This is a genomic window from Sinomonas mesophila, assembly GCF_001999765.1.
Taxonomy (GTDB): Bacteria; Actinomycetota; Actinomycetes; order Actinomycetales; family Micrococcaceae; genus Sinomonas; species Sinomonas mesophila.
The window spans coordinates 19,924-44,099 of record NZ_KV908322.1 but is presented as its reverse complement, the minus strand read 5'-3'; the positions used below and the strand labels follow the sequence as shown (position 1 = coordinate 44,099).

General features: G+C 70.7%; 21 protein-coding genes and 3 tRNA genes. 4 read left to right on the top strand and 20 right to left on the bottom strand.

What is annotated here, in order from left to right:
• The first annotated feature begins 21 nt into the window (after positions 1-21).
• Positions 22-546 carry a DUF3515 domain-containing protein gene (locus BV907_RS00215; protein ID WP_077487653.1) on the top strand — a complete coding sequence of 175 codons (525 nt, stop codon included), beginning with the start codon at positions 22-24 and terminating at the stop codon, positions 544-546.
• Positions 547-565: 19 nt separating this feature from the next.
• Here the strand turns inward: BV907_RS00215 and BV907_RS00210 are convergent, their stop codons facing one another.
• The 6 genes from BV907_RS00210 to leuC all read right to left on the bottom strand — a co-directional run bounded on the left by BV907_RS00210 (position 566) and on the right by leuC (position 7,110).
• Entirely contained in the window at positions 566-1,696 is a 1,131-nt protein-coding gene (locus BV907_RS00210) for a D-alanine--D-alanine ligase family protein (protein WP_077487652.1), read from the bottom strand.
• A gap of 2 nt (positions 1,697-1,698) precedes the next feature.
• Positions 1,699-2,715 carry an NAD(P)H-dependent glycerol-3-phosphate dehydrogenase gene (locus tag BV907_RS00205; protein ID WP_281250837.1) on the bottom strand — a complete coding sequence of 339 codons (1,017 nt, stop codon included), beginning with the start codon at positions 2,713-2,715 and terminating at the stop codon, positions 1,699-1,701.
• Between the two features lie 50 nt (positions 2,716-2,765).
• Complete coding sequence (locus BV907_RS00200) at positions 2,766-3,488, bottom strand: lysophospholipid acyltransferase family protein (RefSeq protein WP_077487945.1); 723 nt, start codon at positions 3,486-3,488, stop codon at positions 2,766-2,768.
• Between the two features lie 74 nt (positions 3,489-3,562).
• Positions 3,563-4,888, bottom strand: coding sequence for a UDP-N-acetylglucosamine 1-carboxyvinyltransferase (murA, locus tag BV907_RS00195; RefSeq protein WP_077487651.1), 1,326 nt, complete (start codon positions 4,886-4,888; stop codon positions 3,563-3,565).
• A gap of 158 nt (positions 4,889-5,046) precedes the next feature.
• Positions 5,047-5,646 carry a 3-isopropylmalate dehydratase small subunit gene (leuD, locus tag BV907_RS00190; protein WP_077487650.1) on the bottom strand — a complete coding sequence of 200 codons (600 nt, stop codon included), beginning with the start codon at positions 5,644-5,646 and terminating at the stop codon, positions 5,047-5,049.
• An 18-nt stretch (positions 5,647-5,664) separates the two neighbouring features.
• Positions 5,665-7,110, bottom strand: coding sequence for a 3-isopropylmalate dehydratase large subunit (gene leuC, locus BV907_RS00185; RefSeq protein ID WP_077487649.1), 1,446 nt, complete (start codon positions 7,108-7,110; stop codon positions 5,665-5,667).
• 125 nt (positions 7,111-7,235) lie between these two features.
• On the opposite strand from leuC, the gene BV907_RS00180 reads away from it, so the two are divergent.
• Positions 7,236-7,955: an IclR family transcriptional regulator gene (locus BV907_RS00180; protein WP_077487648.1), complete on the top strand. Its 720-nt coding sequence runs from the start codon at positions 7,236-7,238 to the stop codon at positions 7,953-7,955.
• A 31-nt stretch (positions 7,956-7,986) separates the two neighbouring features.
• Positions 7,987-8,511, top strand: coding sequence for a DUF1697 domain-containing protein (locus BV907_RS00175; RefSeq protein ID WP_139346517.1), 525 nt, complete (start codon positions 7,987-7,989; stop codon positions 8,509-8,511).
• 46 nt (positions 8,512-8,557) lie between these two features.
• Here BV907_RS00175 and BV907_RS00170 read toward each other — a convergent pair.
• The 9 genes from BV907_RS00170 to BV907_RS00130 form a co-directional block, all read right to left on the bottom strand.
• Positions 8,558-8,630 (bottom strand) — tRNA-Glu (locus BV907_RS00170).
• Positions 8,631-8,700: 70 nt separating this feature from the next.
• Positions 8,701-8,773: transfer RNA gene (locus tag BV907_RS00165), tRNA-Glu, on the bottom strand.
• A gap of 71 nt (positions 8,774-8,844) precedes the next feature.
• Positions 8,845-8,916 (bottom strand) — tRNA-Gln (locus tag BV907_RS00160).
• 173 nt (positions 8,917-9,089) lie between these two features.
• Entirely contained in the window at positions 9,090-9,800 is a 711-nt protein-coding gene (locus tag BV907_RS00155; protein WP_281250828.1) for an HAD family hydrolase, read from the bottom strand.
• A gap of 49 nt (positions 9,801-9,849) precedes the next feature.
• A complete protein-coding gene (gene gltX, locus BV907_RS00150) occupies positions 9,850-11,373 on the bottom strand; it encodes a glutamate--tRNA ligase (RefSeq protein WP_077487645.1) in 1,524 nt (507 codons plus the stop codon).
• Positions 11,374-11,496: 123 nt separating this feature from the next.
• On the bottom strand, positions 11,497-12,273 hold the full coding sequence (locus BV907_RS00145; protein WP_077487644.1) for a fumarylacetoacetate hydrolase family protein: 777 nt from the start codon (positions 12,271-12,273) through the stop codon (positions 11,497-11,499).
• Between the two features lie 286 nt (positions 12,274-12,559).
• Complete coding sequence (locus BV907_RS00140) at positions 12,560-13,672, bottom strand: branched-chain amino acid aminotransferase (RefSeq protein ID WP_077487643.1); 1,113 nt, start codon at positions 13,670-13,672, stop codon at positions 12,560-12,562.
• Between the two features lie 120 nt (positions 13,673-13,792).
• Positions 13,793-14,845 (bottom strand): 3-isopropylmalate dehydrogenase, encoded by a 1,053-nt coding sequence (locus tag BV907_RS00135; RefSeq protein WP_077487642.1) that lies wholly within the window; start codon positions 14,843-14,845, stop codon positions 13,793-13,795.
• 74 nt (positions 14,846-14,919) lie between these two features.
• Positions 14,920-16,035: a DNA glycosylase AlkZ-like family protein gene (locus BV907_RS00130; protein ID WP_077487641.1), complete on the bottom strand. Its 1,116-nt coding sequence runs from the start codon at positions 16,033-16,035 to the stop codon at positions 14,920-14,922.
• A gap of 208 nt (positions 16,036-16,243) precedes the next feature.
• Between BV907_RS00130 and BV907_RS00125 the strand changes: the two genes are divergently transcribed.
• Complete coding sequence (locus BV907_RS00125) at positions 16,244-17,209, top strand: type IV toxin-antitoxin system AbiEi family antitoxin domain-containing protein (protein WP_077487640.1); 966 nt, start codon at positions 16,244-16,246, stop codon at positions 17,207-17,209.
• 142 nt (positions 17,210-17,351) lie between these two features.
• On the opposite strand, the gene metG is transcribed toward BV907_RS00125, so the two are convergent.
• The 5 genes from metG to BV907_RS00100 all read right to left on the bottom strand — a co-directional run bounded on the left by metG (position 17,352) and on the right by BV907_RS00100 (position 24,176).
• Positions 17,352-18,908: a methionine--tRNA ligase gene (gene metG, locus BV907_RS00120; protein WP_077487639.1), complete on the bottom strand. Its 1,557-nt coding sequence runs from the start codon at positions 18,906-18,908 to the stop codon at positions 17,352-17,354.
• Between the two features lie 116 nt (positions 18,909-19,024).
• A complete protein-coding gene (gene serA, locus BV907_RS00115; protein WP_077487638.1) occupies positions 19,025-20,620 on the bottom strand; it encodes a phosphoglycerate dehydrogenase in 1,596 nt (531 codons plus the stop codon).
• 110 nt (positions 20,621-20,730) lie between these two features.
• Positions 20,731-21,801, bottom strand: a complete 1,071-nt coding sequence (gene ilvC, locus BV907_RS00110) for a ketol-acid reductoisomerase (protein ID WP_077487637.1) — start codon at positions 21,799-21,801, stop codon at positions 20,731-20,733.
• Positions 21,798-22,310, bottom strand: coding sequence for an acetolactate synthase small subunit (gene ilvN / locus BV907_RS00105; protein ID WP_077487636.1), 513 nt, complete (start codon positions 22,308-22,310; stop codon positions 21,798-21,800). The genes ilvC and ilvN overlap by 4 nt, the downstream gene beginning before the upstream one ends.
• Complete coding sequence (locus BV907_RS00100; protein ID WP_077487635.1) at positions 22,311-24,176, bottom strand: acetolactate synthase large subunit; 1,866 nt, start codon at positions 24,174-24,176, stop codon at positions 22,311-22,313. It abuts the gene before it with no gap.

Sequence of the window (24,176 nt, the reverse complement as noted above, 5' to 3'; positions counted from 1 at the left end):
CCCGACCCCGGATGGAGAAGCATGCCCGCGCGCCGTTCCCCCGCCCGCTCCCGCGCCACCATGGGACGCGGCACCGCCGCTGCTCTGCTCGGGCTGCTCGGCCTGCTCGGCGCGTCCCTCGCGGGCTGCGCGGCCCCCGTCGCGGTCGAGCCCGCGCCGGACGCCGCCAACCCGGCCTGCGCGCCGCTCATGATCGCGCTTCCCGACACGCTCGGCGACGCGGCGCTGCGCAAGACGACGAGCCAGGCGACGGCCGCGTGGGGCGACCCGTCCGCCGTCGTGCTCCGCTGCGGAGTGCCCGCCCCCGGCCCGACCACGGACCGGTGCGTGACCGTCAACGGCGTCGACTGGGTCATCGAGGAGGGCGACCCCTACTACACGCTCACGACGTACGGGCGCGAGCCCGCCACCGAGATCCTCCTCGACGAGGGGCGGATCAGCTCGGCGACCGTGCTCGCGAGCCTCTCGGGCGCCGTCGAGAAGGTCCCCGCGACGCGCCAGTGCGTGGGCCAGGAGGACCTCGCGTCGCTCCCGGCCGCGGGCTGAGGCCGGCCCGGCCCGCGCGTCAGCGCAGCCCAGTCGGGCGCGCGAGGGCGAGCTGGATGAGCTCGTCGATGAGCTCGGGGTAGGACACGCCGGTCGCGGCCCACATCTGCGGGTACATGCTGATGGGAGTGAAGCCGGGCATCGTGTTGATCTCGTTGATGATGAATCTGCCGTCGGGCGTGTAGAAGAAGTCCACGCGGCTCAGGCCCTCGGCCGCGACGGCGTCGAACGCGGCCGCGGAGAGCTCGCGCACGCGCGCGATCGCCTCCTCGGGCAGGTCCGCGGGGCACGAGAGCGCCGCGGCGTTGTCCTCGACATACTTCGCGTCGAAGTCGTAGAACGCGTGGCTTCCACCGGCGACCGAGACCTCCCCGGGCAGTGACGTCCGCGGCGAGTCCGAGCCGCGGCCCTCGAGCACGCCGCACTCGATCTCGCGGCCCACGATCCCCGCCTCGATGACGAGCCGCAGGTCGTGTCGGCGAGCCTCGTCGATCGCGGCCTCGAGGCCCTCGGGCCCGTCGACCTTGGAGATGCCCACGGACGAGCCGGCGCGGCACGGCTTGACGAAGACGGGGTAGCCGAGGCGGCCGACGGCGTCGCGCACCGCGGCCGGGTCGCGGCGCCACTGCTTGTCGGTCACCGCGACGTACGGGCCCACCTCGAGCCCGGCGGCGGCGAACGCGACCTTCATGAAATGCTTGTCCATGCCGACGGCGGAGGCGAGCACGCCCGCCCCGACGTAGCGGACGTCGGCGAGCTCGAGGAGGCCCTGGACCGTGCCGTCCTCGCCGAACGCCCCGTGCAGGAGCGGGAAGACGACGTCGACGCCGCCGAGCTCGCGGGGGACGCGGTCGGGTTCGGCCACGACGAGGCGCGTGCGCCCCGAGCCCTCGGCGAGCTGAACGGTCCCCTCCGCCGCGCCGACCTCGGGCAGCTGCCCCTGGTTGAGAGCCCACTCGTGCCAGTCGCCGTCGGAGAGCACCCACTGGCCCTCGCGCGTGATGCCGACCGGCACGACCTCGTACTTGTCGGTGTCGATCGCGCCCATGACGCCGGCCGCCGTCACGCAGGAGACGGCGTGCTCGCTCGAGCGGCCTCCGAACAGGAGCGCGACGCGGATCTTGGAACCGGTCGTTGCGTTGGAATCCACAGCTAGTCGCCTTCTGATTTGAGCTGCCGCGCGAGCAGCAGCGGTCCGAGCTGGTCCACGGGGAGCTGCCCCCGCAGCACGGCCACGACGGCGGCCGTGATGGGCATGTCGACGCCGAGCCGCTGGGCGAGCTCGTTGACCGCGGGGGCGGACTTGATGCCCTCCGCGACCTGGGTCATGCGCACGCCGACCTCCTCGACGCTCAGGCCCTGGCCCAGGAGCGCGCCGGCGGAGTGGTTGCGCGAGAGCTTCGAGGAGCACGTCGCGACGAGGTCGCCGAGCCCCGCGAGCCCGGCCATGGTCTGGGGGTCGCCGCCGAGGGCGACGGCGAGGCGCGTGGTCTCGGCGAGCCCGCGCGTGATCACGGAGGCCTTCGTGTTGTCCCCCATGCCCTTGCCCTCGCAGATGCCCACCGCGAGGGCGATGACGTTCTTGACGATCCCGCCGATCTCGACCCCGACGACGTCGGTGCTCGTGTACGGGCGGAAGTACGGGGCCGTGCAGGCCTCGGCGAGCCAGTGCGCCGTCGCCTCGTCGCTGCACGCGACGACCGACGCCGTGGGCTCGCAGCGGGCGATCTCGAGGGCGAGGTTCGGGCCGGAGACGACGGCGATCCGCTCGCGGGGCACGCCGGTCACCTCGGCGATGACCTCGCTCATGCGAGCGTCGGAGCCGAGCTCGAGGCCCTTCATGAGCGAGACGACGACGGCGTCCGCGGGGATGTGCGAGGCCCAGTCCGCGAGCTGGCCGCGCAGGGACTGGGCGGGCACGGCGAGGACGACCGCCTCGGCGCCCTCGAGCGCCTCGGCCGGGTCCGTCGACGCCGTGATGCAGGCCGGGAGCGTGATGCCGTCGAGGTAGCGCGCATTGCGGTGGGCATTGATGTCGGCGACGATCTCCTCGCGCCGCCCCCAGATGCGGATGCTGCACTCGGCGCCGTGGCTCTCGGCGGCCTCGCCGAGGACCTTCGCGAAGGTCGTCCCCCAGCTTCCCGCGCCCATGACGGCGATCCGCGTCAGGGGCTCGCGCGTTCCCGCGGGTGCCTCCCCCGGCGCCGGGTTCGCAGCGCTCACGCGGCCGTCCCGCCGTCGTCCGTCGTGGGAACCCGGGCGCCGCGCGCGACGTCGCGGCCGTGCAGGCTCTGGTCGTTGGCGGCGGGGTCCCAGCGCTCAGCCGGCGGCTCCTCGCCGCGCAGCTCCGCGAGGAGGCCGGTGATCGCGGCCATGATCCGCTCGGTGGCCTCGACGAGGGTCGTCTTGTCCATGGGGCGCCCGCGCAGGTCGTCGAGGTCGACGGGGTCCCCGACGAGCACGACGGCCTTCTTCCGCGGGAACACGTACAGGCGCTTGGCGTAGCGCGGGAACAGCTCGTGGTCCCCCCAATGGACGATCGGCACGACTGGGGCGCCCGTCTTGAGGGCCAGGCGCGCGGCACCCGTGTGCCCCTTCATGGGCCACAGGTTGGGGTCACGGGTCAGGGTGCCCTCGGGGTAGACGATGATCGCCCCGCCCTCGTCGATCACCTCGCGTGCCACTTCGAGGGACGAGCCGGCGCCGGTGCCGCCGCGGTCGACGGGGATCTGCTTGGTCCCGCGCATGATCTGGCCGAGAACCGGCGGCTTGAAGAGCCCCGCCTTGGCCAGGAAGTGCGGCGAGCGGCCGTTGTTGTAGAGCATGTGGCCCACGGTGAGCGGGTCGATCTCGGTGCAGTGGTTCGGGCACGCGATGAAGCCGCCGCCGAGGGCTGCGAGCTTCTCGGTGCCGCGCCACTCCCTGTCCATGAGGAGGTTCATGAGGGGCCGGACGATGGCGGCCGCAATGGCGAACGCGACCCTCTCCCCCAGGCTTTCGTTGCCGTGCCGACCGGTCACCGGTCCTCCTCGAGGTCGAAGTCGGCGCCGAGCGCCTGGAGCTTGTCGGTGAAGCGCTCGTAGCCGCGCTTGATGATGTCCACGCCGGTCGCGCGGGAGACTCCCTCCGCCGCGAGGGCCGCGATCAGGTGGCTGAAGCCGCCGCGGAGGTCCGGGATGTCGAAGTCCGCCCCGTGCAGCTCGGTGGGCCCCGAGATGACCGCGGAGTGGTGGAAGTTCCGCTGGCCGAAGCGGCACGGGACGCTGCCGAGGCACTCGCGGTGGACCTGGATCGTCGCGCCCATGCGGCGCAGGGCCTCGGTGAAGCCGAACCGGTTCTCGTAGACGGTCTCGTGGACGATGGACACGCCGTCGGCCTGGGTCAGGGCGACGACGAGCGGCTGCTGCCAGTCGGTCATGAACCCGGGGTGGACGTCGGTCTCGAGCACGAGCGGGGAGAGCTTGCCGCCGGGGTGGAAGAACCGGATCCCATCGTCCTCGATCTGCAGCCCCCCGCCGAGCTTCCGGTAGACGTTGAGGAACGTCATCATGTCGCGCTGCGACGCGCCCTCGACGAAGATGTCCCCCCGCGTCGCCACGGCCGCCGAGGCCCACGAGGCCGCCTCGTTCCGGTCGGCCAGGGCCCGGTGGCTGTAGCCGCCGAGCTCCGGGACGCCCTCGATGCGGATCGTGCGGTCGGTCTGGACGCTGATGAGCGCGCCCATCTTCTGCAGGACGGCGATGAGGTCGATGACCTCTGGCTCGGTGGCCGCGCCCGTGAGCTCCGTGATGCCCTCGGCCCGGGCGGCGCTCAGGAGCACCTGCTCGGTCGCGCCGACGCTCGGGTACGGCAGGGAGATCTTCGCGCCGTGGAGGCCACGCGGGGCGGAGATGCTGATCCCGCCCGGGCGCTTGTCGACGACGGCGCCGAACTCGCGCAGGACGTTCAGGTGGTAGTTGATCGGGCGGTCGCCGATGCGGCAGCCGCCGAGGTCCGGGATGAACGCCTCGCCGATCGCGTGGATGAGCGGGCCGCACAGGAGGATCGGGATCCGCGAGTCGCCCGCGTGGGCGTCGATCTCCGCAGAGGGTGCCGCCGTGGCGGCCTTCGGGTCGAGCCTGAGCTCGCCCGCAGTCGGGTCGCGGTCGACCTTGACGCCGTGCAGCTGCAGGAGGCTCGTGACGACGTCGACGTCCTTGATCTCGGGGACGTTGCGGAGCACGGAGGGCGCGCTGCCGAGCAGGGCTGCGACCATGGCCTTGGGGACGAGGTTCTTGGCGCCGCGCACGGCCACCCTCCCCGAGAGGGGGATGCCCCCTCGGATGGTCAGGACACTGCTCATCTGCACCTTTCCTCACTCCCTGGAGCACCTCCGGCGCCGAGCGCCCCGGCGGCGGACCCAGCTAAGCATAGAAGCTCGCGTCCGGCGTCGGGAAAACGCCGGACGCGAGCTTGCTTTCCGCGCTGCTCAGCGCCCTGCAGCGGGCTCCGGGCTGCCGGTCAGCTGCGGGCCGGCAGCGTCGTCGGCTTGAACGAGGGCCGCGACCCCTCGTAGGAGGCGATCTCGCCCTCGTGCTGGAGGGTCAGGCCGATGTCGTCGAGGCCCTCGAGCAGGCGCCAGCGCGTGTAGTCATCGATCTCGAACGGCGCGACGAGGTTGCCGCACACGACGGTCTTGGACGTCAGGTCCACCGTGATCTGCGTCCCGGGATGGTTCTCGAGCTCCTTCCAGATGAGCTCGATGTCGTCCTGGGCCACGACGGCGGCCAGGAGCCCCTGCTTGCCCGAGTTGCCGCGGAAGATGTCGGCGAAGCGCGAGGACAGGACGACCCTGAACCCGTAGTCCTTGAGCGCCCACACGGCGTGCTCGCGCGAGGAGCCCGTGCCGAAGTCGGGGCCGGCAACGAGAACGGAGCCGTGGCTGAACGGCTCGCGGTTGAGGATGAAGGACTCGTCCTTCCGCCAGCTAGCGAAGAGCGCGTCCTCGAAGCCCGTGCGCGTGATGCGCTTGAGGAAGACCGCCGGGATGATCTGGTCGGTGTCGACGTTGCTCTGCCGCAGCGGGACGCCGATGCCGGTGTGGGTCGTGAACTTCTCCATGGTTCCTTCGGGGCCTTTCTAGGCGGCGGCCGGGCTGGCGGCGTCGGACGAGGTGGGCAGCGGGTCGAGGTCCGACGGCGAGGAGAGGGTCCCGCGCACGGCCGTCGCCGCGGCGACGACGGGCGAGACGAGGTGCGTGCGCCCGCCCTTGCCCTGGCGGCCCTCGAAGTTGCGGTTCGACGTCGATGCGCAGCGCTCCCCCGGCGCGAGCTGGTCCGGGTTCATGCCGAGGCACATTGAGCAACCCGCGAAGCGCCACTCCGCCCCGAACTCCGTGAACACCTTGTCGAGGCCCTCGGCCTCGGCCTCGAGCCGCACGCGCGCCGAGCCGGGGACCACGAGCATGCGGATGTTCTCCGCCTTCGTCCGGCCGCGCACGACGTCGGCCGCCGCGCGCAGGTCCTCGAGGCGCGAGTTGGTGCACGAGCCGAGGAAGACCGTGTCGACGCGGATGTCCTTCATGGGCGTCCCCGCGGCGAGGTCCATGTACTCGAGGGCGCGGCGCGCCGCGGCCTTGGCATTCTCATCGGCGAACGAGTCCGGGTCGGGGACGGTCTGGGAGAGCGAGACGCCCTGGCCGGGGTTCGTGCCCCACGTGACGAACGGCTCGAGCTCGTCGGCGTCGAGGAACACCTCCGCGTCGAAGACGGCGTCTTCGTCGGTGTGCAGCGTGTCCCAGTACGCGACGGCGGCATCCCAGTCCGCGCCCTCGGGGGCGTGCGGGCGGCCCTTCATGAAGTCGTAGGTCGTCTGGTCGGGGGCGACCATGCCCGCGCGGGCGCCGGCCTCGATCGACATGTTGCAGATGGTCATGCGCGCCTCCATGGACAGCGCGCGGATGGCGGAGCCGCGGTACTCGAGCACGTAGCCCTGACCGCCGCCCGTGCCGATCTTGGCGATGACGGCGAGGATGATGTCCTTCGAGCTCACGCCGGGCTTGAGCGTCCCCTCGACGGTGACGGCCATGGTCTTGAACGGCTTGAGCGGGAGCGTCTGGGTGGCCATGACGTGCTCGACCTCGGACGTGCCGATGCCCATCGCGAGCGCGCCGAACGCGCCGTGGGTGGAGGTGTGCGAGTCGCCGCAAACGATCGTGAGGCCGGGCTGGGTCAGGCCGAGCTGCGGGCCCACGACGTGGACGATGCCCTGCTCCTTGTCGCCGAGCGGGTGCAGGCGGACGCCGAACTCCTTGCAGTTCGCGCGCAGCGTCTCGATCTGCGTCCGGCTCGTCGGGTCGGCGATCGGCTTGTCGATGTCGAGCGTCGGCGTGTTGTGGTCCTCGGTCGCGATGGTGAGGTCCGGGCGGCGCAGCGGGCGGCCGGCGAGGCGGAGCCCCTCGAACGCCTGCGGGGAGGTCACCTCGTGCACGAGGTGGAGGTCGATGTAGAGGAGGTCCGGCTGCCCGTCCTCACCCTTGCGCACGACATGCGCGTCCCACACCTTCTCGGCCAGTGTGCGTCCCACGCCCAGCTCCCTTCGCATTGGCGGCGGCCGGTCCGGCTGCCTTGGATTCCAGTGGACCAGTGGTGCTCTCGCGCTGGCCAGCCGGCGAACTTGCATCTCAGATATTGAGACGGCAATATCAACCTATGGACAATTCTAGTGGCGTCGGCGTGATCGACAAGGCCGCACTCGTGCTCGATGCCCTCGAGGCCGGGCCGACGACGCTTGCCCAGCTGGTCTCCGCGACGGGGCTCGCCAGGCCGACCGTCCATCGCCTCGCGCTCGCCCTCGTGCACCACCGCCTCGTGAGCCGCGACATCCAGGGCCGCTTCGTGCTCGGCTCGCGGCTCGTCGAACTCGCCTCTGCCGCAGGCGAGGACCGCCTCATCGCCGCCGCCGGCCCGATCCTCGTCCAGCTGCGCGACGCGACCGGCGAGAGCGCCCAGATCTTCCGGCGCCAGGGCGACTGGCGCGTGTGCGTCGCCTCCGCCGAGCGGCCCGTCGGCCTGCGCGACACGATTCCCGTGGGCACCCAGCTGAGCATGAAGGCAGGCTCGGCCGCGCAGATCCTCGTCGCGTGGGAGGACCACGACCGGCTGCTCGAGGGACTCAACCAGGCCCGCTTCACGCCCACGGTCCTGGCCGGCGTCCGCCGCCGCGGCTGGGCCCAGAGCCTCGGGGAGCGCGAGCCCGGTGTCGCTTCCGTGTCCGCCCCCGTCCGCGGCCCGTCCGGGCGCGTCATCGCCGCCGTCTCGATCTCGGGCCCCATCGAGCGCTTGACCCGCCAGCCGGGCCGTCAGCATGCTGAAGTGGTCTGCAACGCCGGACGGCTGCTCACCGAGGCCCTGCGCAAGGGCAACGACTGACGGCTGGGCCGGCCCCGGAACAAGGAGGCCCGTGGCCCAGTACGCGATCTTCCTCCGCGGCGTGAACGTCGGCGGCATCACCCTCAAGATGGCCGAGGTGCGCGACGTCATCGGGGCCCTCGACGTCACGGATGTCGCGACGCTCCTGGCCAGTGGCAACATCGTCCTGTCCACGGACCTCGGCGCCCGTCCCCTCAAGGCGGCCGTCGAGGCGGCGCTGCGGGCGGCCTTCGGCTACGACGCGTGGGTCGTCGTGCTCACGCGCGCCGAGGTGGAGGCGATCGTCGAGGCCTGCCCGTACCCGGCCGACGACGCCTCGACGCACACCTACATCACGCTCAGCTCCGACCCGGCGGCCCTCGACGAGCTCGCCGCGGCGACCGACGGCGCGGATGGCCAGGAGCGCCTCGCGCCGGGCGCGACGGCGTGGCTCGCCCCGCGCGGGTCGACGCTCGTGTCGCCGCTGTCCAAGGCCACGGCCAAGCCGAAGTTCAAGGCCACGACGACGACCCGCAACCTCCGCACGATGCTCAAGGTCAGGGCCGCCTTCGCCTGAGGAGACAGCAGAAGGGCCCGGTCCGAAGACCGGGCCCTTCCCGAGGTGACCCCAGCGGGATTCGAACCCGCGTTACCGCCGTGAGAGGGCGGCGTACTAGGCCGCTATACGATGGGGCCTCGCACTGCCCTGCCCGAGGGCAGGACTTCCAGTGGCGGACGCTTTCCGGACGAGCCGGGCATCCAACCGTGACCCCAGCGGGATTCGAACCCGCGTTACCGCCGTGAGAGGGCGGCGTACTAGGCCGCTATACGATGGGGCCGTGGTACTTTACCGTTCGCCCGGACGCGATCCGGGCGTGCCTTCAGCCCCACAGGAGTGACGCTTCAGGAGCTGGGATACCAGGACTCGAACCTAGAATGACGGTACCAGAAACCGTAGTGTTGCCAATTACACCATATCCCAAGGCCTTCAGGACTCCGGCGCGCTTCCCTTCGGATCCCCGCCGTGCCCCTCAGCACGAGTAGTTACTCTACCCGATGCCCGCCTGCCCGCCAAATCGGCAGGTCTCCCCCGGCCAGGCCGCGGACACCCCCGTCGGGCCGGGCGGGACGGGGCCGCGAGAGGCCATCCGGGCCTCAGGAGAGGCCCAGGAGGCCGGGCAGCTCGACGAGGCTGCCGACCTGCTCCGGGACGGACGGAGCCGTCTCCGCAGGCAGGACGGCTGCCCTCCGGTTGAGCCAGATGCCGCGGATTCCAGCGCCGGCCGCGCCGATGACGTCGTGGTCGGGGTTGTCCCCCACGTAGACCGTCTCCTCGGCGCTCGTGCCGAGCCGGCGCAGGCCCTCGCGGAAGATCGCCGGGTCCGGTTTGGCCACCCCGACGGCATCGATCCCCACGAGTACCGCGATGCGCTCCAGCCCCGCGTGGTCGAGCTTGGCCCGCTGGTAGTCGTGCACGTTGTTGCTCACGGCGCCATAAGGGATGCCCGCGGCGTCGAGCGCGTCGAGGAGCGGCGCCACGTCGTCGAACGCCTGGACGTAGGCCGGCTGCGCCGTCTCGTAGGCGCTGAGCCACGCGAGCGCGTCCTGTCCCGAGCCGAACGCCGCCCCGAAGTGGGCGAGGCAGCGCTCGGCGCGGAGGACGCGCTGCTGCGCAAAGGTGATCTCGCCCTCGATGTAGCGCGCGTAGATGTCGTCCGAGCCGCGCGTGAAGATGCGGCAGAACGTGACCCACTCCTCCTGGCCGAGGTGCGGCAGGAGCGGCCCGGAGACCTCCCGCAGGGCGCGGTCCATCGCGCCCTCGAGATCCACGAGGGTCTCGTCGATGTCGAGGAGCACGCCACGCACGCGGGGAGCGTCTACAGCGCGCACGGCATCAACAGCGCGAGGTAAGGCCTCAGCCACGGAAGGCCTTGAGGCGCGCGAGCGAGGACTCCTTGCCGAGGATCACCATGGACTCGAAGAGCGGCGGGGAGACGCGGCGGCCGGAGACGCCCACGCGCACGGGGCCGAAGGCGAGGCGGGGCTTGATGCCGAGGCCGTCGACGAGCGCGGCCTTGAGCGCGGCCTGGATCGCCTCCGCGGTCCAGTCCGTGACGGGCTCGAGGGCGGCGAGGGCGGCGTCGAGCACCTCGACGAGGTTCTCGGGCAGACCCTTGCGCGCGTCGTCCGCGATCACGATCGCGTCGTCGGCCGCGAAGAGGAAGCCGAGCATCTCGGGGGCCTCGCCCAGGAGCGTGATGCGCTCCTGGATGAGCGGCGCCGCCTCCGTGAGGACCTCCTCCTCGCGCGGCGAGAGGGACTCGCCGACGACGCCGGCGGCGCGGAGGTAGGGCACAAGGCGGTCACGGAAGTCCCGGGGCACGAGCATGCGCACGTGCGTGCCGTTGATGGCCTCGGCCTTCTTCTGGTCGAAGCGGGCCGGGTTCGGCAGGACCGAGGCGATGTCGAAGTTCGCGGTGAGCTGGTCGACCGTGAAGATGTCCTCGTCCGCCGAGAGCGACCAGCCGAGCAGGGCGAGGTAGTTCAGGAGGCCCTCGGGGATGAAGCCGCGGTCGCGGTGGTGGAACAGGTTGGACTGCGGGTCCCGCTTCGAGAGCTTCTTGTTGCCCTCCCCCATGACGTACGGGAGGTGGCCGAAGAGCGGCATGTAGCTCGCGACGCCGACGGCGTGCAGCGCATGGTAGAGCGCGACCTGGCGCGGGGTCGAGGAGAGGAGGTCCTCGCCGCGCAGCACGTGCGTGATGCCCATGAGCGCGTCGTCGACGGGGTTCACGAGCGTGTAGAGCGGCGAGCCGTCCGCGCGCACGACGACGAAGTCCGGCACCGTGCCGGCCCTGAACCGGATCTCGCCGCGGATGAGGTCGTCGAAGACGACGTCCTCCTCGGGCATGCGGAAGCGCAGCACGGGCTCGCGGCCCTCGGCGCGGAACGCCGCGACCTGCTCGGCAGTGAGGTCGCGGTCCGAGTTGTCGTAGCCGAGCTTGGGGTCACGGCCCGCGGCCCGGTGCCGGGCCTCGATCTCCTCCGGCGTCGAGTAGGACTCGTAGAGGAAGCCGGCGTCCTTGAGCTTGGCCGCGACCGCGGTGTAGAGCTCGAGGCGGCGGGACTGGCGGTAGGGCACGTGGGGCCCGCCGACGTCGATCCCCTCGTCCCAGGTCAGGCCGAGCCAGCGCAGCGCCTCGACGATCTGCTCGTAGCTCTCCTCCGTGTCGCGCTGGGCGTCCGTGTCCTCGATGCGGAACACGAACGTCCCGCCAGTGTGGCGCGCATAGGCCCAGTTGAAGAGGGCCGTGCGGATCATGCCGACGTGCGGGGTGCCTGTCGGGGACGGGCAGAAGCGCACGCGCACGGGCGTGTCCGGGGTAACCGACGGGATGGGCGAGGAGTAGGCAGCGGCGAGCTCGGCGGAGGAAGTCATAGTGGCACCATTCTAGGGCCGAGCCCAGGCGCGCACGACGGCGGGCGGGTGGCCCGCGCCCCGCCGCCCACCCGCCGTCGTGCGTGAGGCCTGTGGACCCCTGGCAGCCCTGGGAGCCCGGTCCTATCGCCGGACGACCGGGTTCGAGAGCGTGCCGATGCCCTCGATCTCGACCTCGACCCTGTCGCCCTCAGAGACGAGGCCCACGCCGGCCGGGGTCCCGGTCATGATGACGTCGCCCGGCAGGAGCGTGAAGGCGCTCGAGACGGCGGCGACGAGCTCACGGACGCCGAAGACCATGTCCGCCGTCGTGCCATCCTGCTTGACCTCGCCGTTGAGCCGGGTGACGAGGCGCAGGTCCTCGGTGTCGAGCTCGGTCTCGATCCACGGGCCGAGCGGCGCCGAGGTGTCGAAGGACTTCGCCCGGGCCCACTGGACGTCGGCGCGCTGCTTGTCCCGGGCCGTGAAGTCGTTGCCGACCGTGTAGCCGAAGATCACGTCGTCCGCCTTCTCCGCCGGGACGTCCTTGCAGATGCGGCCGATCACGACGCACAGCTCGCCCTCGTAGGAGACCTCCTCGCTCCACTCGGGCAGGACGACCGGATCGCCGGGCCCCGCGACGGCCGTGTTGGCCATGAGGAACATGGCCGGCTCCGTCGGGACCTCGTTGCCGAACTCCTTCGCGTGCTCCGCGTAGTTGCGGCCGATCCCGACGACCTTGCTGCGCGGGATGATCGGGGCGAGGAGCCGGACGTCCTCGAGCGGGTGGGTGACGCCGGTGGGCTCGATGCCGGCGAAGAACGGGTCGCCCTTGATGACGGCGACCCGCTCCTGGCCTGGCTCCCCCTGGACGACGCCGTAGAAGGGTTCGGAATCCAGTACACAACGGGCAATGCGCATGGCCCCTACCCTATCGCTGGGTCACCTCCCTGCGACCCGGGGTCAGCTCGCAAGGATCCGGGGTCACCTTTCAACGTTCAGAGGTCAATGTCCCGACATTGGACACGCAATACAGGAAGGTGACCCCGCAACGCTGGAAGGTGACCCCGCAACGCTGGAAGGTGACCCCGCAACGCTGGGAGGTGACCCCGCAACGCTGGGAACCGCCTCGGGGACGACGGCGGCGCGCCCCCGGTGGCGGGGACGCGCCGTCGTGCGCCGTTGCTGTGCGCTGCGCGAAGGTCGCTCAGGCGAGCCGGGTCAGCCAGCCATGCAGGTCGTCGACCGCTCCGGTCTGGATGCCGAGGAGCTGCTCGCGGATGCTCATGGCGACCGACTCGCCCTCGAGCGGCGCGGTCACGAGCGAGCCGTCGGCGGTCTTGAGCTCGCCGATCGGCGTGATGACGGCGGCCGTGCCGCACGCGAACACCTCGCTGATCGTCCCGGCCTGGGCGGCCTCGCGCCACTCGTCGATCGTGATCTTCCGCTCCTGGACCGAGAGGCCGCGGTCGACGGCGAGCTGGAGGATGGAGTCCCGCGTCACGCCGTGGAGGATGTTGCCGTTGAGCGCCGGGGTGACGAGCGTGCCGTCCTTGAACACGAAGAAGATGTTCATGCCGCCGAGCTCCTCGACGGCGTTGTCATTGGTCGGGTCGAGGAAGAGGACCTGCTTGCAGCCGTTGGCCTCCGCCTCGAGCTGGGCCGCGAGCGACGCCGCATAGTTGCCGCCGCACTTCGCCTCGCCCGTGCCGCCGTGGCCGGCGCGCGCGTACTTCTCCGACAGCCAGATGGAGACCGGCTTGAGCTCGCCGCCGAAGTAGTTCCCCGCCGGGGACGCAATGACACGGTACGAGACCTCGCGGGCAGGGCGGACGCCGAGGAACGCCTCGGTCGCGATCATGAACGGGCGCAGGTACAGCGACTCGCCCTCGCCGTTCGGAACCCAGGCCTTGTCCACCGAGACGAGCTGGCGCAGGGACTCGATGAAGAGCTCGGCCGGGAGCTCCGGGAGGGCCAGGCGGCGGGCCGAGCGGTTGAAGCGCGCGGCGTTCGCCTCGGGGCGGAACGACCAGACCGAGCCGTCCGCGTGGCGGTAGGCCTTGAGGCCCTCGAAGATCTCCTGCCCGTAGTGCAGCACCGCGGCCGCGGGGTCCATGGCGATGGGGCCGTACGGCTCGATCCGCGCATCGTGCCAGCCGCCCTTGCCCTCGGCGTCGACTGTGTAGTCGACGACGGCGGTGTGGTCCGTGAAGTGGTTGCCGAAGCCCGGGTTCGCCAGGACGGCAGCACGCTCGTCAGCGCTCCTCGGGGTCTCCGAGAGGCGCTGCGCAAATTCCACGCCGAGGGCGTTCTGAGTCATGATTCCTCCACATCGTTCCGAGCCGGGAAGCCACCCTGCTTCCCGCGTCGGGGGCTGTCAGTGCCTACAGCTTACGCCGGGGTCCCGCCGGGAACGGGCGAGAGCCCGCGGCAGATACAGCTAGAGTCGAGCCGCGATCGCGTCGCCGACCTGCGCCGTCGTGCGCGCCCGGCCGGGGGTGCGGGATTCGACGTCGGCCGCGACCGCCGCCTCGATCCGCGCCGCGGCCTCGGGCTGGCCCACGTGCTCGAGCAGGAGCGCGGCGGAGAGGATGGCCGCCGTCGGGTCCGCCTTCTGCTGCCCGGCGATGTCCGGGGCAGAGCCGTGGACCGGCTCGAACATGGACGGGGCGGTGCGATCGATGTTGATGTTGCCGCTCGCGGCGAGGCCGATGCCGCCCGTGACGGCGCCGGCGAGGTCCGTGAGGATGTCGCCGAAGAGGTTGTCGGTCACGATGACGTCGAACCGCGACGGGTCGGTGACGAGGAAGATCGTCGCGGCGTCGACGTGCAGGTAGTCGTGCTCGACGCCGGGGAACTCGGCCGCGACGGCCTCGACGGTGCGCTTCCAGAGGTGGCCCGCGTAGATGAGGACGTTGTGCTTGTGGACGAGCGTGACCTTCTTGCGGCGGCCCTCGGCGCGGCGGAACGCGTCGCGGACGACGCGCTCGACGCCGTGCGCCGTGTTGACCGAGACCTCGGTCGCGATCTCGTGGGGCGTGCCGACGCGCAGGGCGCCGCCGTTGCCCGTGTACGGGCCCTCGGTGCCCTCGCGCACGACGACGAAGTCGATGTCGCCCGGGTTGGCGAGGGGGCTGCCGACGCCCGCGTAGAGCTTCGAGGGGCGGAGGTTGACGCAGTGGTCCAGGGTGAAGCGCAGCTTGAGGAGCAGCTCGCGCTCGATGAGCCCAGAGGGGATCCGGGTATCGCCTGGCGCCGCGCCGACCGCGCCGAAGAGGATCGCGTCGCGGCCGCGGATGTCGGCGAGCGTCTCGTCGGAGAGCGTCTCGCCCGTCTCGAGCCAGTGCTGCGCGCCGAGGCTGTAGTGGGTCTCCTTGACGTCGAGGCCCGTGCCCTCGAGGACCTTGTGGAGGACCTTGAGCGCCTCGGCCGTCACTTCGGGGCCGATGCCGTCGCCGGGGATCACTGCGAGGTCGAGCTGCGTCTGCGTCATGTTCCTAGGATATCGGCGGCATCCACATGCTGGTCATGTCGTCTCGAAGTGCGGACGGGGGTCGGTTTCTGCCGTCACACCTCGACATGCTCGGCCGGGAGTCCGTTGGCCGCTGCGAGGCGGTCGACGGCGGCGGCGACCCGGCGTCGTTCCCCGCGGCCGAGCGAGGGGGCCAGCCGGGTCTCCACGGTGACGCGATCCGAGTGGACAGTTCGCTTCCAGAGGCCGACGCGGGTCGCATCCAGGACTGCCCACCCCCACGAGGCCTCGACACCGTCGACCCTCGGCGCATCCCCAAGCGACGGGAAGGTCACGAGCGGATAGCTGAGGACCGCTTCGTCGTAGACCGGGAACAGGAAGGCGTCAGCCAGCCGGGCCGCGACGGGTTCTGCCGCCATTGCGGGCGAGAACCAGTGAGGAATCCCATCGACCTGGACTTCCTCGAGCTCGCCGAGCGAGCGCGCACCGGCGACGGCGGCCTTCGCGTCAACGGCAGTGAGCGTCGCCCACCGCGCAAGATCCTTGGCCGAGGCGGGTCCATGGCCGGCGAAGAACCGCATGCCCAGCGTGGCGAGGGAGGCCTCGCGCGAACCCGACAACCCGTCCGAGCCGTCACCCGGCATGTCTGGCCGCGCATCGATGAGATCGGCAACCAGGCCGTACGTGTGCTCCCTGCCGCGGATCGGACCGCCGCAGATGAGGCCGCGCAGCTCGGCGATCATGAGCACGTGGCCGACGGCCTCCCCCGCCCCGGGCAGGCCGTGCGTTTCCATGAGCGCGCCCAGCTCCTTGCGGGTCGAGAGCCTTCCGCCCGCCAGCGCCGAACCCATGAGGTCGAGGGCGCGATCGAGGTGGCGCGGCTCCGGCACGAACTTGCGGACGTAGGCCATCTCCTTCGCCTCGACCCGGGGCGACGTGAGGTCGAGCAGCCAGCGCAGGTCCTCCGCGGCGACGAAATGCCATGTCTGGCGCAGGATGTGGGTCCGGACGAAGGACCCCGCGTCCAGCTCGGTCCGAGCAGCAGCGATGGAGGGGACGCGGGAGCGGAGCACGAGGGACGACAGAGCATGCTCACGCTCCTGGGCCTGGACCCCGAGCAGGAGCCTCACTGTGTCCCCGGCAGAGGCAAGGGGCTCGGCGGTGAGTCGCTGGGTCGCGAGGCGCTGCCGCACCACGGCCGTCCAATCCATGGTCCCAAGGATAGAAGGCCCCCGATCTGACCTACCGCCGAATGGGGGAACGTACCGCCGAAATGGGGGAATATACCGCCGAAATGGGGGCTCCCGGCCCGCGAATAGATCGCCGAAATCCCCTCCACAGCCCCGCAGTTTCGGCCACGTTGTCCACAATCATTCGTAGGGGCGCTGCAGGCCGTCGATCACAGGGCACACTCCGAGCATGGACCTCAACCTGGACCCGGACGCCCGCCGCCGCCTCCAAGCCCTCGCCAGCCACGCGCCGTCGCCCGTCCCCCTGCTCACGACGGCGGATCTGCTCGGGTCGGGCGTGGACAGGACCAGCATCCGCCGGTTGGTCGACGCCGGCGAACTGACCCGGCAGGAACGGGGGATCTTTTCACCCAACCTGTCCGGGACTCCGGACCCGATGATCGTGCGGATCTGCGCGCACAACGCCGCGGCGTCAGGCGCGTTGCACGTATACACCCACACGTCTGCGGCACTCCTCTGGGGACTGTCGCTGTGGCGGGCCCGGCCACTCGTGCACGTCGCGCATGCGAGCCGCGCCGGCGAAACCGGCATCCGCGACGATGTCGTGCGGCACAACCAGAGGATTCCGGACCGCGACATCCGCATCCGCAACGGCATGCGCGTCACCTCCCTCGAGCGGACCATCATCGACTGCGCGCGGCTCCTGCCCTTCGAGCTGGCCGTCATCGTCGCCGACTCCGGCCTGGCTCACGGCGCCGACGTCGAAGAACTGCGCCGCCTCGTCGCCGAAGGCAAGGGAACGCGCGGAATCCGCCGCGTCCGCGAAGTCCTCACGGCGGCCGACGGCCGGTCGGAGTCCCCCGCCGAGACACGATTCAGGCTCCTCCTCACCGAGTGGAACCTGCCGGAGCCCGAGCTCCAGCTCTGGATCACGACGGCGGGCGGGCGCGAGCGCGTGGACTTCGGCTGGGCGGAGCGGCGGCTCGTGATCGAAGTGCACGGCTTCGCGAAGTACTTCGACTACGGCCCGCCCGACGCCAAGATGGCGGCGCAGCAGGCACGGGAGGCCCGCCTCATCGCGGCTGGATGGCGGGTGCTGAACATCTACTGGCCCGAGCTCGACGACGTCGACGCCCTGCGCTCCAAGGTGCGCGCGTTCCTCACGACGCCGCACGGGCTCGCCTCGATCGCGTGACGCGCACCGAGCGGCTGGCGGGCCGGGCGCACGACGGCGAGCGGTCGCCGTCGTGCGTGTCCCCCACCTCGGCGGCACACACCCCCACCTCGGCGGCACACACCCCCATTTCGGCGGGACAACCCCCCACCTCGGCGGGAGGTCAGGCGCCGGCCGGCTCCTCGTACTTCGGGAAGACCGGCGCCGGGGCGGGCAGCTGCGTGCCAGGGGCGATCGGCGCGGCGAGGGCCGCGAAGAGCCGTGCCTCCCCCTCGGGCTGGCCGAGGGCCTCGAGGAGCTTCGCGGCGGAGCCCGGCATGACGGGCTGGACGAGCGTCGCGACCTTCCGGACAACCTCGAGCGTGACGTACAGGACGGTCGCCATGCGGGCCGGGTCCGTCTTGCGCAGCACCCACGGGGCCTGCTCGGCGAAGTACGCGTTCGTGTCGCCGAGCACCCCCCAGATCGCCTCGAGGGCCCGGGAGAACTCCTGCTTCTCGAACGCGGCCCGCGCGGCGGGCAGCAGGCGGGCGGCGGCGTCGAGGATCGCCCGGTCGGCGTCGGAGAGCTCCCCCGGCTCGGGGACGACGCCGTCGAGGTTCTTCGCCACCATGGACAGGGAGCGCTGGGCGAGGTTGCCGAGGTTGTTCGCGAGGTCCGCGTTCATGCGGGACACGATGGCCTCATGGTTGTACGAGCCGTCCGCGCCATAGGGGACCTCGCGCAGCAGGAAGTATCGCATCGTGTCGAGCCCGTACTGGCCGATCATGTCGCGCGGCGCCACGACGTTGCCGAGCGACTTCGACATCTTGACGCCGTTGTTCTGCAGGAAGCCATGGATCATGACGCGCTTGGGCAGCTCGATCCCCGCGCTCATGAGGAAGGCGGGCCAGTAGATGGCGTGGAAGCGCGAGATGTCCTTGCCGATGATGTGCACGTCGGCGGGCCAGTACTTGGTGAACAGCTCCGAGTCGACATCCGGGTAGCCGACGCCGGTCAGGTAGTTCGTGAGCGCATCGACCCACACGTACATGACGTGCGACTCCGAGCCCGGGACGGGGACGCCCCAGTCGAAGGACGTGCGCGAGATCGAGAGGTCCTCGAGCCCACGCTTCACGAACGAGATGACCTCGTTGAAGCGGTAGTTCGGGGCGCCGAACTCGGGCTGGGCCTCATACAGCGCGAGGAGCTTGTCCTGATACGCGGACAGGCGGAAGAAGTAGCTCTCCTCGGCCGTCCAGGTCAGCTCGGTGTCGGTCTCCTTCGAGTACCGCACACCGTCGCGGACCACGGTGTCCTCCTCGGTGTAGAAGGCCTCGTCGCGCACCGAGTACCAGCCCTCGTACTTGGACAGGTAGATGTCCCCGTTGGCCTCCATGCGCTTCCAGATGTCCTGGGCGGCCGCGTAGTGGTCCTCGTCCGTGGTGCGGATGAGCCGGGTGAAGCTCGTGCCGACCAGCTCGTGCACCTCGCGGTAGACCTCCGCCTGGCGGTCCACGAACTCCTGGGGCGTCAGGCCGGCCTTCTGCGCGGTCTGGGCAATCTTGAGCCCGTGCTCGTCAGTGCCGGTGAGGAAGAAGACGTCGTACCCGTCGAGTCGCTTGAAGCGCGCCATCGCGTCCGCCGAGATGTACTCGTACGCGTGGCCGATGTGCGGCTCGCCGTTCGGGTACGTGATGGCGGTGGTGATGTAGAACGGGGTCTTGGCAGTCGACGTCACCCTAAGAAACTACCGCAGTCCCCGGCACCGGCGCTAAAGACGACGGCGACCCCACCGCGTGCGGTGGGGTCGCCGTCGTGCGCGGCTGGCTGAGCGGCCAGTGCCCGCGAGGGCCCTCAGTCCTCGAGGTCGATCTCGCGGACCACGGAGGCCCCGATCTCGCTCTTGACGGTATCGAGGACGTTCGAGGGGATCGCCGAGTCGACCGTGAGCAGCGCCATGGCCTGGCCGGCGGCCTCGGAGCGGGCCACCTGCATGCCGGCGATGTTGATCTCGTTCATGCCGAGGATGTGGCCGATCGTGCCGATCACGCCGGGGCGGTCGGAGTAGAACATCACGACGAGGTGCTCCGAGATCGGGATCTCGACGTCGTAGCCGTTGATGTGGACGATCTTCTGGATCTGCTTGGGGCCCGTGAGCGTGCCGGCCACGGAGACCTGCGAGCCGTCCTGGAGCAGGCCGCGGATCGTGAGGACGTTGCGGTAGTCCTCGGCGTCGGTCGTCGTGAGCAGGCGCACGGCGACGCCGCGCTGCTCGGCGAGCACGGGGGCGTTGACGTAGGAGACCTTCTCGGAGACGACGTCGGTGAAGACGCCCTTGAGGGCAGCGAGCTCGAGCGCCTTGACGTCGAGCGCCGCGATCTCTCCGGCGACCTCGACGTCGATCTGCGTGACCGACTCGTGGGCCAGGGCCGTGAAGATGCGGCCGAGCTTCTCGATGAGCGGGATGCCGGGGCGGACGTCCGGGGCGATGACGCCGCCGGCCACGTTGACGGCGTCGGGCACGAGCTCGCCCGCGAGGGCCAGGCGGACCGACTTCGCGACCGAGATGCCGGCCTTCTCCTGGGCCTCGTCCGTGGACGCGCCGAGGTGCGGGGTCACCACGACGTTGTCGTGCGCGAAGAACGGCAGATCGGTGCTCGGCTCCTTGGCGAACACGTCGATGCCGGCGCCGGCGATCTCGCCGGCCTCGAGCGCCTCGGCGAGGGCGGCCTCGTCGACGAGGCCGCCGCGGGCCACGTTCACGACGTAGGCGGTGCGCTTCATCTTCGCGAAGGCGTCCTTGCCGAGCATGCCCACGGTCTCGGGGGTCTTGGGCATGTGGATCGTGATGAAGTCGCTCTGCTCGAGCAGCTCGTCGAGCGTGACGAGCTTGACTCCGAGCTGGGCTGCACGGGCGGCGGTCACGTACGGGTCGTACGCGAGGATCTCCATCTCGAAGGCCTGCATGCGGGCGGCCACGAGGGCACCGATGCGGCCGAGGCCGATCACGCCGAGCTTCTTGTCCAGGAGCTCCGTGCCGGCGTACTTCGAGCGCTTCCACTCGCCGCCCTTGAGGGCGCCGTTGGCGGCGGGGATGTTGCGCGCGAGCGCGAGGATGTGGCCGCAGGTGAGCTCGGCGGCGGAGACGATGTTCGACGTCGGGGCGTTGACGACCATGACGCCGGCCTGGGTCGCGGCCTTGATGTCCACGTTGTCCAGGCCCACGCCCGCGCGGGCGACGACCTTGAGCTTGTTGGCGGCGGCGATGGCCTCGGCGTCGACCTGCGTTGCCGAGCGGACCAGGATCGCGTCGACGTCGGCGATCGCGGCGAGGAGCTGGGCGCGGTCGGCTCCGTCGGTGTGCCGGATCTCGAAGTCCGGGCCGAGGGCCTCGATGGTGGCGGGGGACAGTTCCTCGGCGAGGAGGACGACGGGCTTCTCGGTGCTCACTGGGGGGCCTCTCCAGTTTTCGGGTGTCAGGGGGATGAGGATGAAGGTGCAGTGGGGACGGGGGCGGGCGGCTAGCGGGCGCTTCACGCGCCCGCCGCCGCCCCGGCCGGCTAGCGGGCCGCGGAGCCCTCGGTGTAGTCGGCGTCCTGCTGCTTCCAGGAGAAGTGGGAGCGCAGCGCGCGGCCCGTGGCCTCGATCGAGTGCTGCGCCTCCTTCTCGCGGAGCTCGAGGAACTCCTTGGCGCCGTTGTCCTGGTCGTCGATGAAGCGCTTGGCGAACGCGCCGGACTGGACGTCGGCGAGGATCTCCTTCATCGACTCCTTGACCGCCGGGGTCACGACGCGCGGGCCGGAGACGTAGTCGCCGTACTCGGCCGTGTCGGAGACGCTCCAGCGCTGCTTGGCGATGCCGCCCTCCCACATGAGGTCCACGATGAGCTTGAGCTCGTGGAGGACCTCGAAGTAGGCGATCTCCGGCTGGTAGCCGGCCTCGGTCAGCGTCTCGAAGCCCGCCTGGACGAGGTGGGAGACACCGCCGCAGAGCACGGCCTGCTCGCCGAAGAGGTCCGTCTCGGTCTCCTCGGTGAAGGTCGTCTTGATGACGCCGGCGCGGGTGCCGCCGATGGCCTTCGCGTAGGACTTCGCGAGGTCCCAGGCCTTGCCCGTGGCGTCCTGCTCGACGGCGATGATGTCCGGGATGCCGCGGCCCGCGACGTACTCGCGGCGCACGGTGTGGCCCGGCGCCTTCGGGGCGACGAGGATGACGTCGACGCCAGCCGCCGGCTGGATGTAGCCGAAGCGGATGTTGAAGCCGTGGCCGAAGACGATGGCGTCGCCGTCCTTGAGGGCCGGGGCGATGTCCTCGGCGTACAGGTGGCGCTGCACCTGGTCCGGGGCGAGGATGACGACGACGTCGGCCTCCTCCGCGGCCTCGCGCGGGGTCAGGACGCGCAGGCCCTCCTCCTCGGCCTTCGGGCGGCTCTTGGAGCCCTCCTTGAGGCCGACGCGGACGTCGATGCCCGAGTCGCGCAGGTTGAGGGCGTGGGCGTGGCCCTGGCTGCCGTAGCCGATGACGGCAACCTTCTTGCCCTGGATGATCGACAGGTCGGCGTCGTCGTCGTAGTACAGCTCAGTCACTTGGTGTCTCCTTGGCTTGCGTTGGAAGGTGTGCGAAGTTCTCAGCTCGCGCGCAGCGCGCGGTCGCTCATGGACCGCGAGCCGCGGCCGACTGCGAGGGTGCCCGACTGGACGATCTCGCGGATGCCGAAGGGCTCGAGGACGCCCAGGAGCGCGTCGAGCTTCTCGGTGGTCCCCGTGGCCTCGACCACGAGGGAGTCGGTCGAGACGTCGACGATCGACGCCCGGAAGAGGTCGACGGCCTGCGTCACCTGGAGGCGCGTGACCGCATCGGCCCGGACCTTGATGAGGACGTGGTCGCGCTGGACCGAGTTCTCGGGCACGAGCTCGACGATCTTGATGACGTTCACGAGCTTGTTCAGCTGCTTCGTGACCTGCTCGAGGAGGTCGCCCTCCGCGTCGACCACGACGGTGATGCGCGAGACGCCGTCCACCTCCGTCGGGCCGACGGCGAGCGAGTGGATGTTGAAGGCCCGGCGGGCGAAGAGGCCGGCGACGCGCGTCAGGACGCCCGGCTTGTCCTCAACCAGCACGGACAGGGTGTGGCGGGACACTCAGTCCTCCTCTTCCCAATCGGGGGTGGAATTGCGGGCGACCTGGATCAGGTCGTTGCTCACGCCGGCGGGCACCATGGGCCACACCATCGCATTGGGGCTCACGACGAAGTCGATCACGACCGGGCGGTCGTTGATCTCGAGCGCTTCCTTGATCACGGCGTCGATGTCCTCCTCGCGCTCGACGCGGAAGGACGCGCAGCCGTAGGCCTCGCCGAGCTTGACGAAGTCCGGGATGCGCACGGTCTCGTGGCCCGTGTGCAGGTCCGTGTTCGAGTAGCGGCCGTCGTAGAAGAGGGTCTGCCACTGGCGCACCATGCCGAGCGAGGAGTTGTTGATGACCGCGACCTTGATCGGGATGTTGTTCAGGGCGCAGGTGGCGAGCTCCTGGTTGGTCATCTGGAAGCAGCCGTCGCCGTCGATCGCCCACACCACGCGGTCGGGGTCGCCCACCTTGGCGCCCATGGCCGCCGGGACCGAGTAGCCCATCGTGCCGAGCCCGGCCGAGTTGAGCCACGCGTGGGGGCGCTCGTACCGGATGAACTGGGCGGCCCACATCTGGTGCTGGCCGACGCCGGCGACGTAGACGCCCTCGGGGCCGGTGAGCTCGCCGAGGCGCTTGATGATGCGCTGCGGCGCGATGAGTCCGTCCTCGGGCTCGGTCCAGCCGAGGGGGTAGTCCTCGAGGAGGCGGCGCAGGAACGACCACCACGGTCCGAGGTCGGGAGCGGCCCCGGACGCGCGGACCGCCTCGGTGAGCTCGGGGATGATCTCCTTGACGGAGCCCACGATCGGCACGTCCGCCGTGCGGTTCTTGGAGATCTCGGCGGGGTCGATGTCCGCGTGGATGACCTTGGCGTTCGGCGCGAACGTGCTCAGGACGCCGGTGACGCGGTCGTCGAACCGGGCGCCGAGGGTGACGAGAAGGTCGGCCTGCTGCAGGGCCGTCACCGCGGCGACGCCGCCGTGCATGCCCGGCATGCCGACGTGCTGCGGGTGCGAGTCCGGGAACGCGCCGCGCGCCGTGAGCGTCGTCACGACGGGGGCGCCGGTCGCCTCCGCGAGGGCCAGGAGCTCGGCCGAGGCGTGCGCCTTGACCACGCCGCCGCCGACGTAGAGGACGGGCTTGGACGAGGCCGCGATGAGCCGGGCGGCCTCGCGCACCTGCTTGCTGTGGCCGCGTGTCACGGGGCGGTAGCCGGGCAGGTCGATCTTGGGCGGCCAGCTGAACGTCGTCTTGGCCTGCTGGGCGTCCTTGGTGATGTCCACGAGGACGGGCCCCGGGCGGCCGGTCGAGGCGAGGTGGAAGGCCTCGGCGAGCGTGCGCGGGATGTCCTCGGCCTTCGTGACGAGGAAGGAGTGCTTCGTGATGGGCATGGTGATGCCCACGATGTCCGCTTCCTGGAAGGCGTCCGAGCCGATGACCGCGCTCGAGACCTGGCCGGTGATTGCGACGAGGGGAACGGAGTCCATGTGCGCGTCGGCGATCGCGGTCACCAGGTTGGTGGCGCCCGGACCCGACGTCGCGATGCAGACTCCCACACGGCCGGTGACCATCGCATACCCCTGGGCAGCGTGGCCTGCGCCCTGCTCGTGGCGCACCAGCACGTGGTTGATCTTCGAAGCCATCAGAGGGTCGTAGGTCGGCAGGATCGCGCCGCCCGGAAGACCAAAGACATCATCCACGCCCAGTTCCTCGAGCGAGCGGACAATTGCTTCAGATCCAGTCATCTCTGTGGGCCCAACGACGCGGTTGGGCCCCAGGACGGCAGAGGCAGAGTCGACGGTGTCGACGGAATCCGCGGCCTTGGCCGCGGACGGCTTCGAAGCCATCAGCGATGGGCTGATCGGCGTTCCTTTGCTCAT

What these genes read in the sequence shown, in the direction of transcription:
- BV907_RS00215 (WP_077487653.1), top strand. Translation starts at nt 22, where the DNA reads ATGCCCGCGCGCCGTTCCCCCGCCCGCTCCCGCGCCACCATGGGACGC.
- BV907_RS00200 (WP_077487945.1), bottom strand. Translation starts at nt 3,488, where the DNA reads ATGAACCTCCTCATGGACAGGGAGTGGCGCGGCACCGAGAAGCTCGCA.
- murA (WP_077487651.1), bottom strand. Translation starts at nt 4,888, where the DNA reads ATGAGCAGTGTCCTGACCATCCGAGGGGGCATCCCCCTCTCGGGGAGG.
- leuD (WP_077487650.1), bottom strand. Translation starts at nt 5,646, where the DNA reads ATGGAGAAGTTCACGACCCACACCGGCATCGGCGTCCCGCTGCGGCAG.
- BV907_RS00180 (WP_077487648.1), top strand. Translation starts at nt 7,236, where the DNA reads ATGGACAATTCTAGTGGCGTCGGCGTGATCGACAAGGCCGCACTCGTG.
- gltX (WP_077487645.1), bottom strand. Translation starts at nt 11,373, where the DNA reads ATGACTTCCTCCGCCGAGCTCGCCGCTGCCTACTCCTCGCCCATCCCG.
- BV907_RS00145 (WP_077487644.1), bottom strand. Translation starts at nt 12,273, where the DNA reads ATGCGCATTGCCCGTTGTGTACTGGATTCCGAACCCTTCTACGGCGTC.
- BV907_RS00140 (WP_077487643.1), bottom strand. Translation starts at nt 13,672, where the DNA reads ATGACTCAGAACGCCCTCGGCGTGGAATTTGCGCAGCGCCTCTCGGAG.
- BV907_RS00135 (WP_077487642.1), bottom strand. Translation starts at nt 14,845, where the DNA reads ATGACGCAGACGCAGCTCGACCTCGCAGTGATCCCCGGCGACGGCATC.
- BV907_RS00130 (WP_077487641.1), bottom strand. Translation starts at nt 16,035, where the DNA reads ATGGATTGGACGGCCGTGGTGCGGCAGCGCCTCGCGACCCAGCGACTC.
- BV907_RS00125 (WP_077487640.1), top strand. Translation starts at nt 16,244, where the DNA reads ATGGACCTCAACCTGGACCCGGACGCCCGCCGCCGCCTCCAAGCCCTC.
- BV907_RS00100 (WP_077487635.1), bottom strand. Translation starts at nt 24,176, where the DNA reads ATGAGCAAAGGAACGCCGATCAGCCCATCGCTGATGGCTTCGAAGCCG.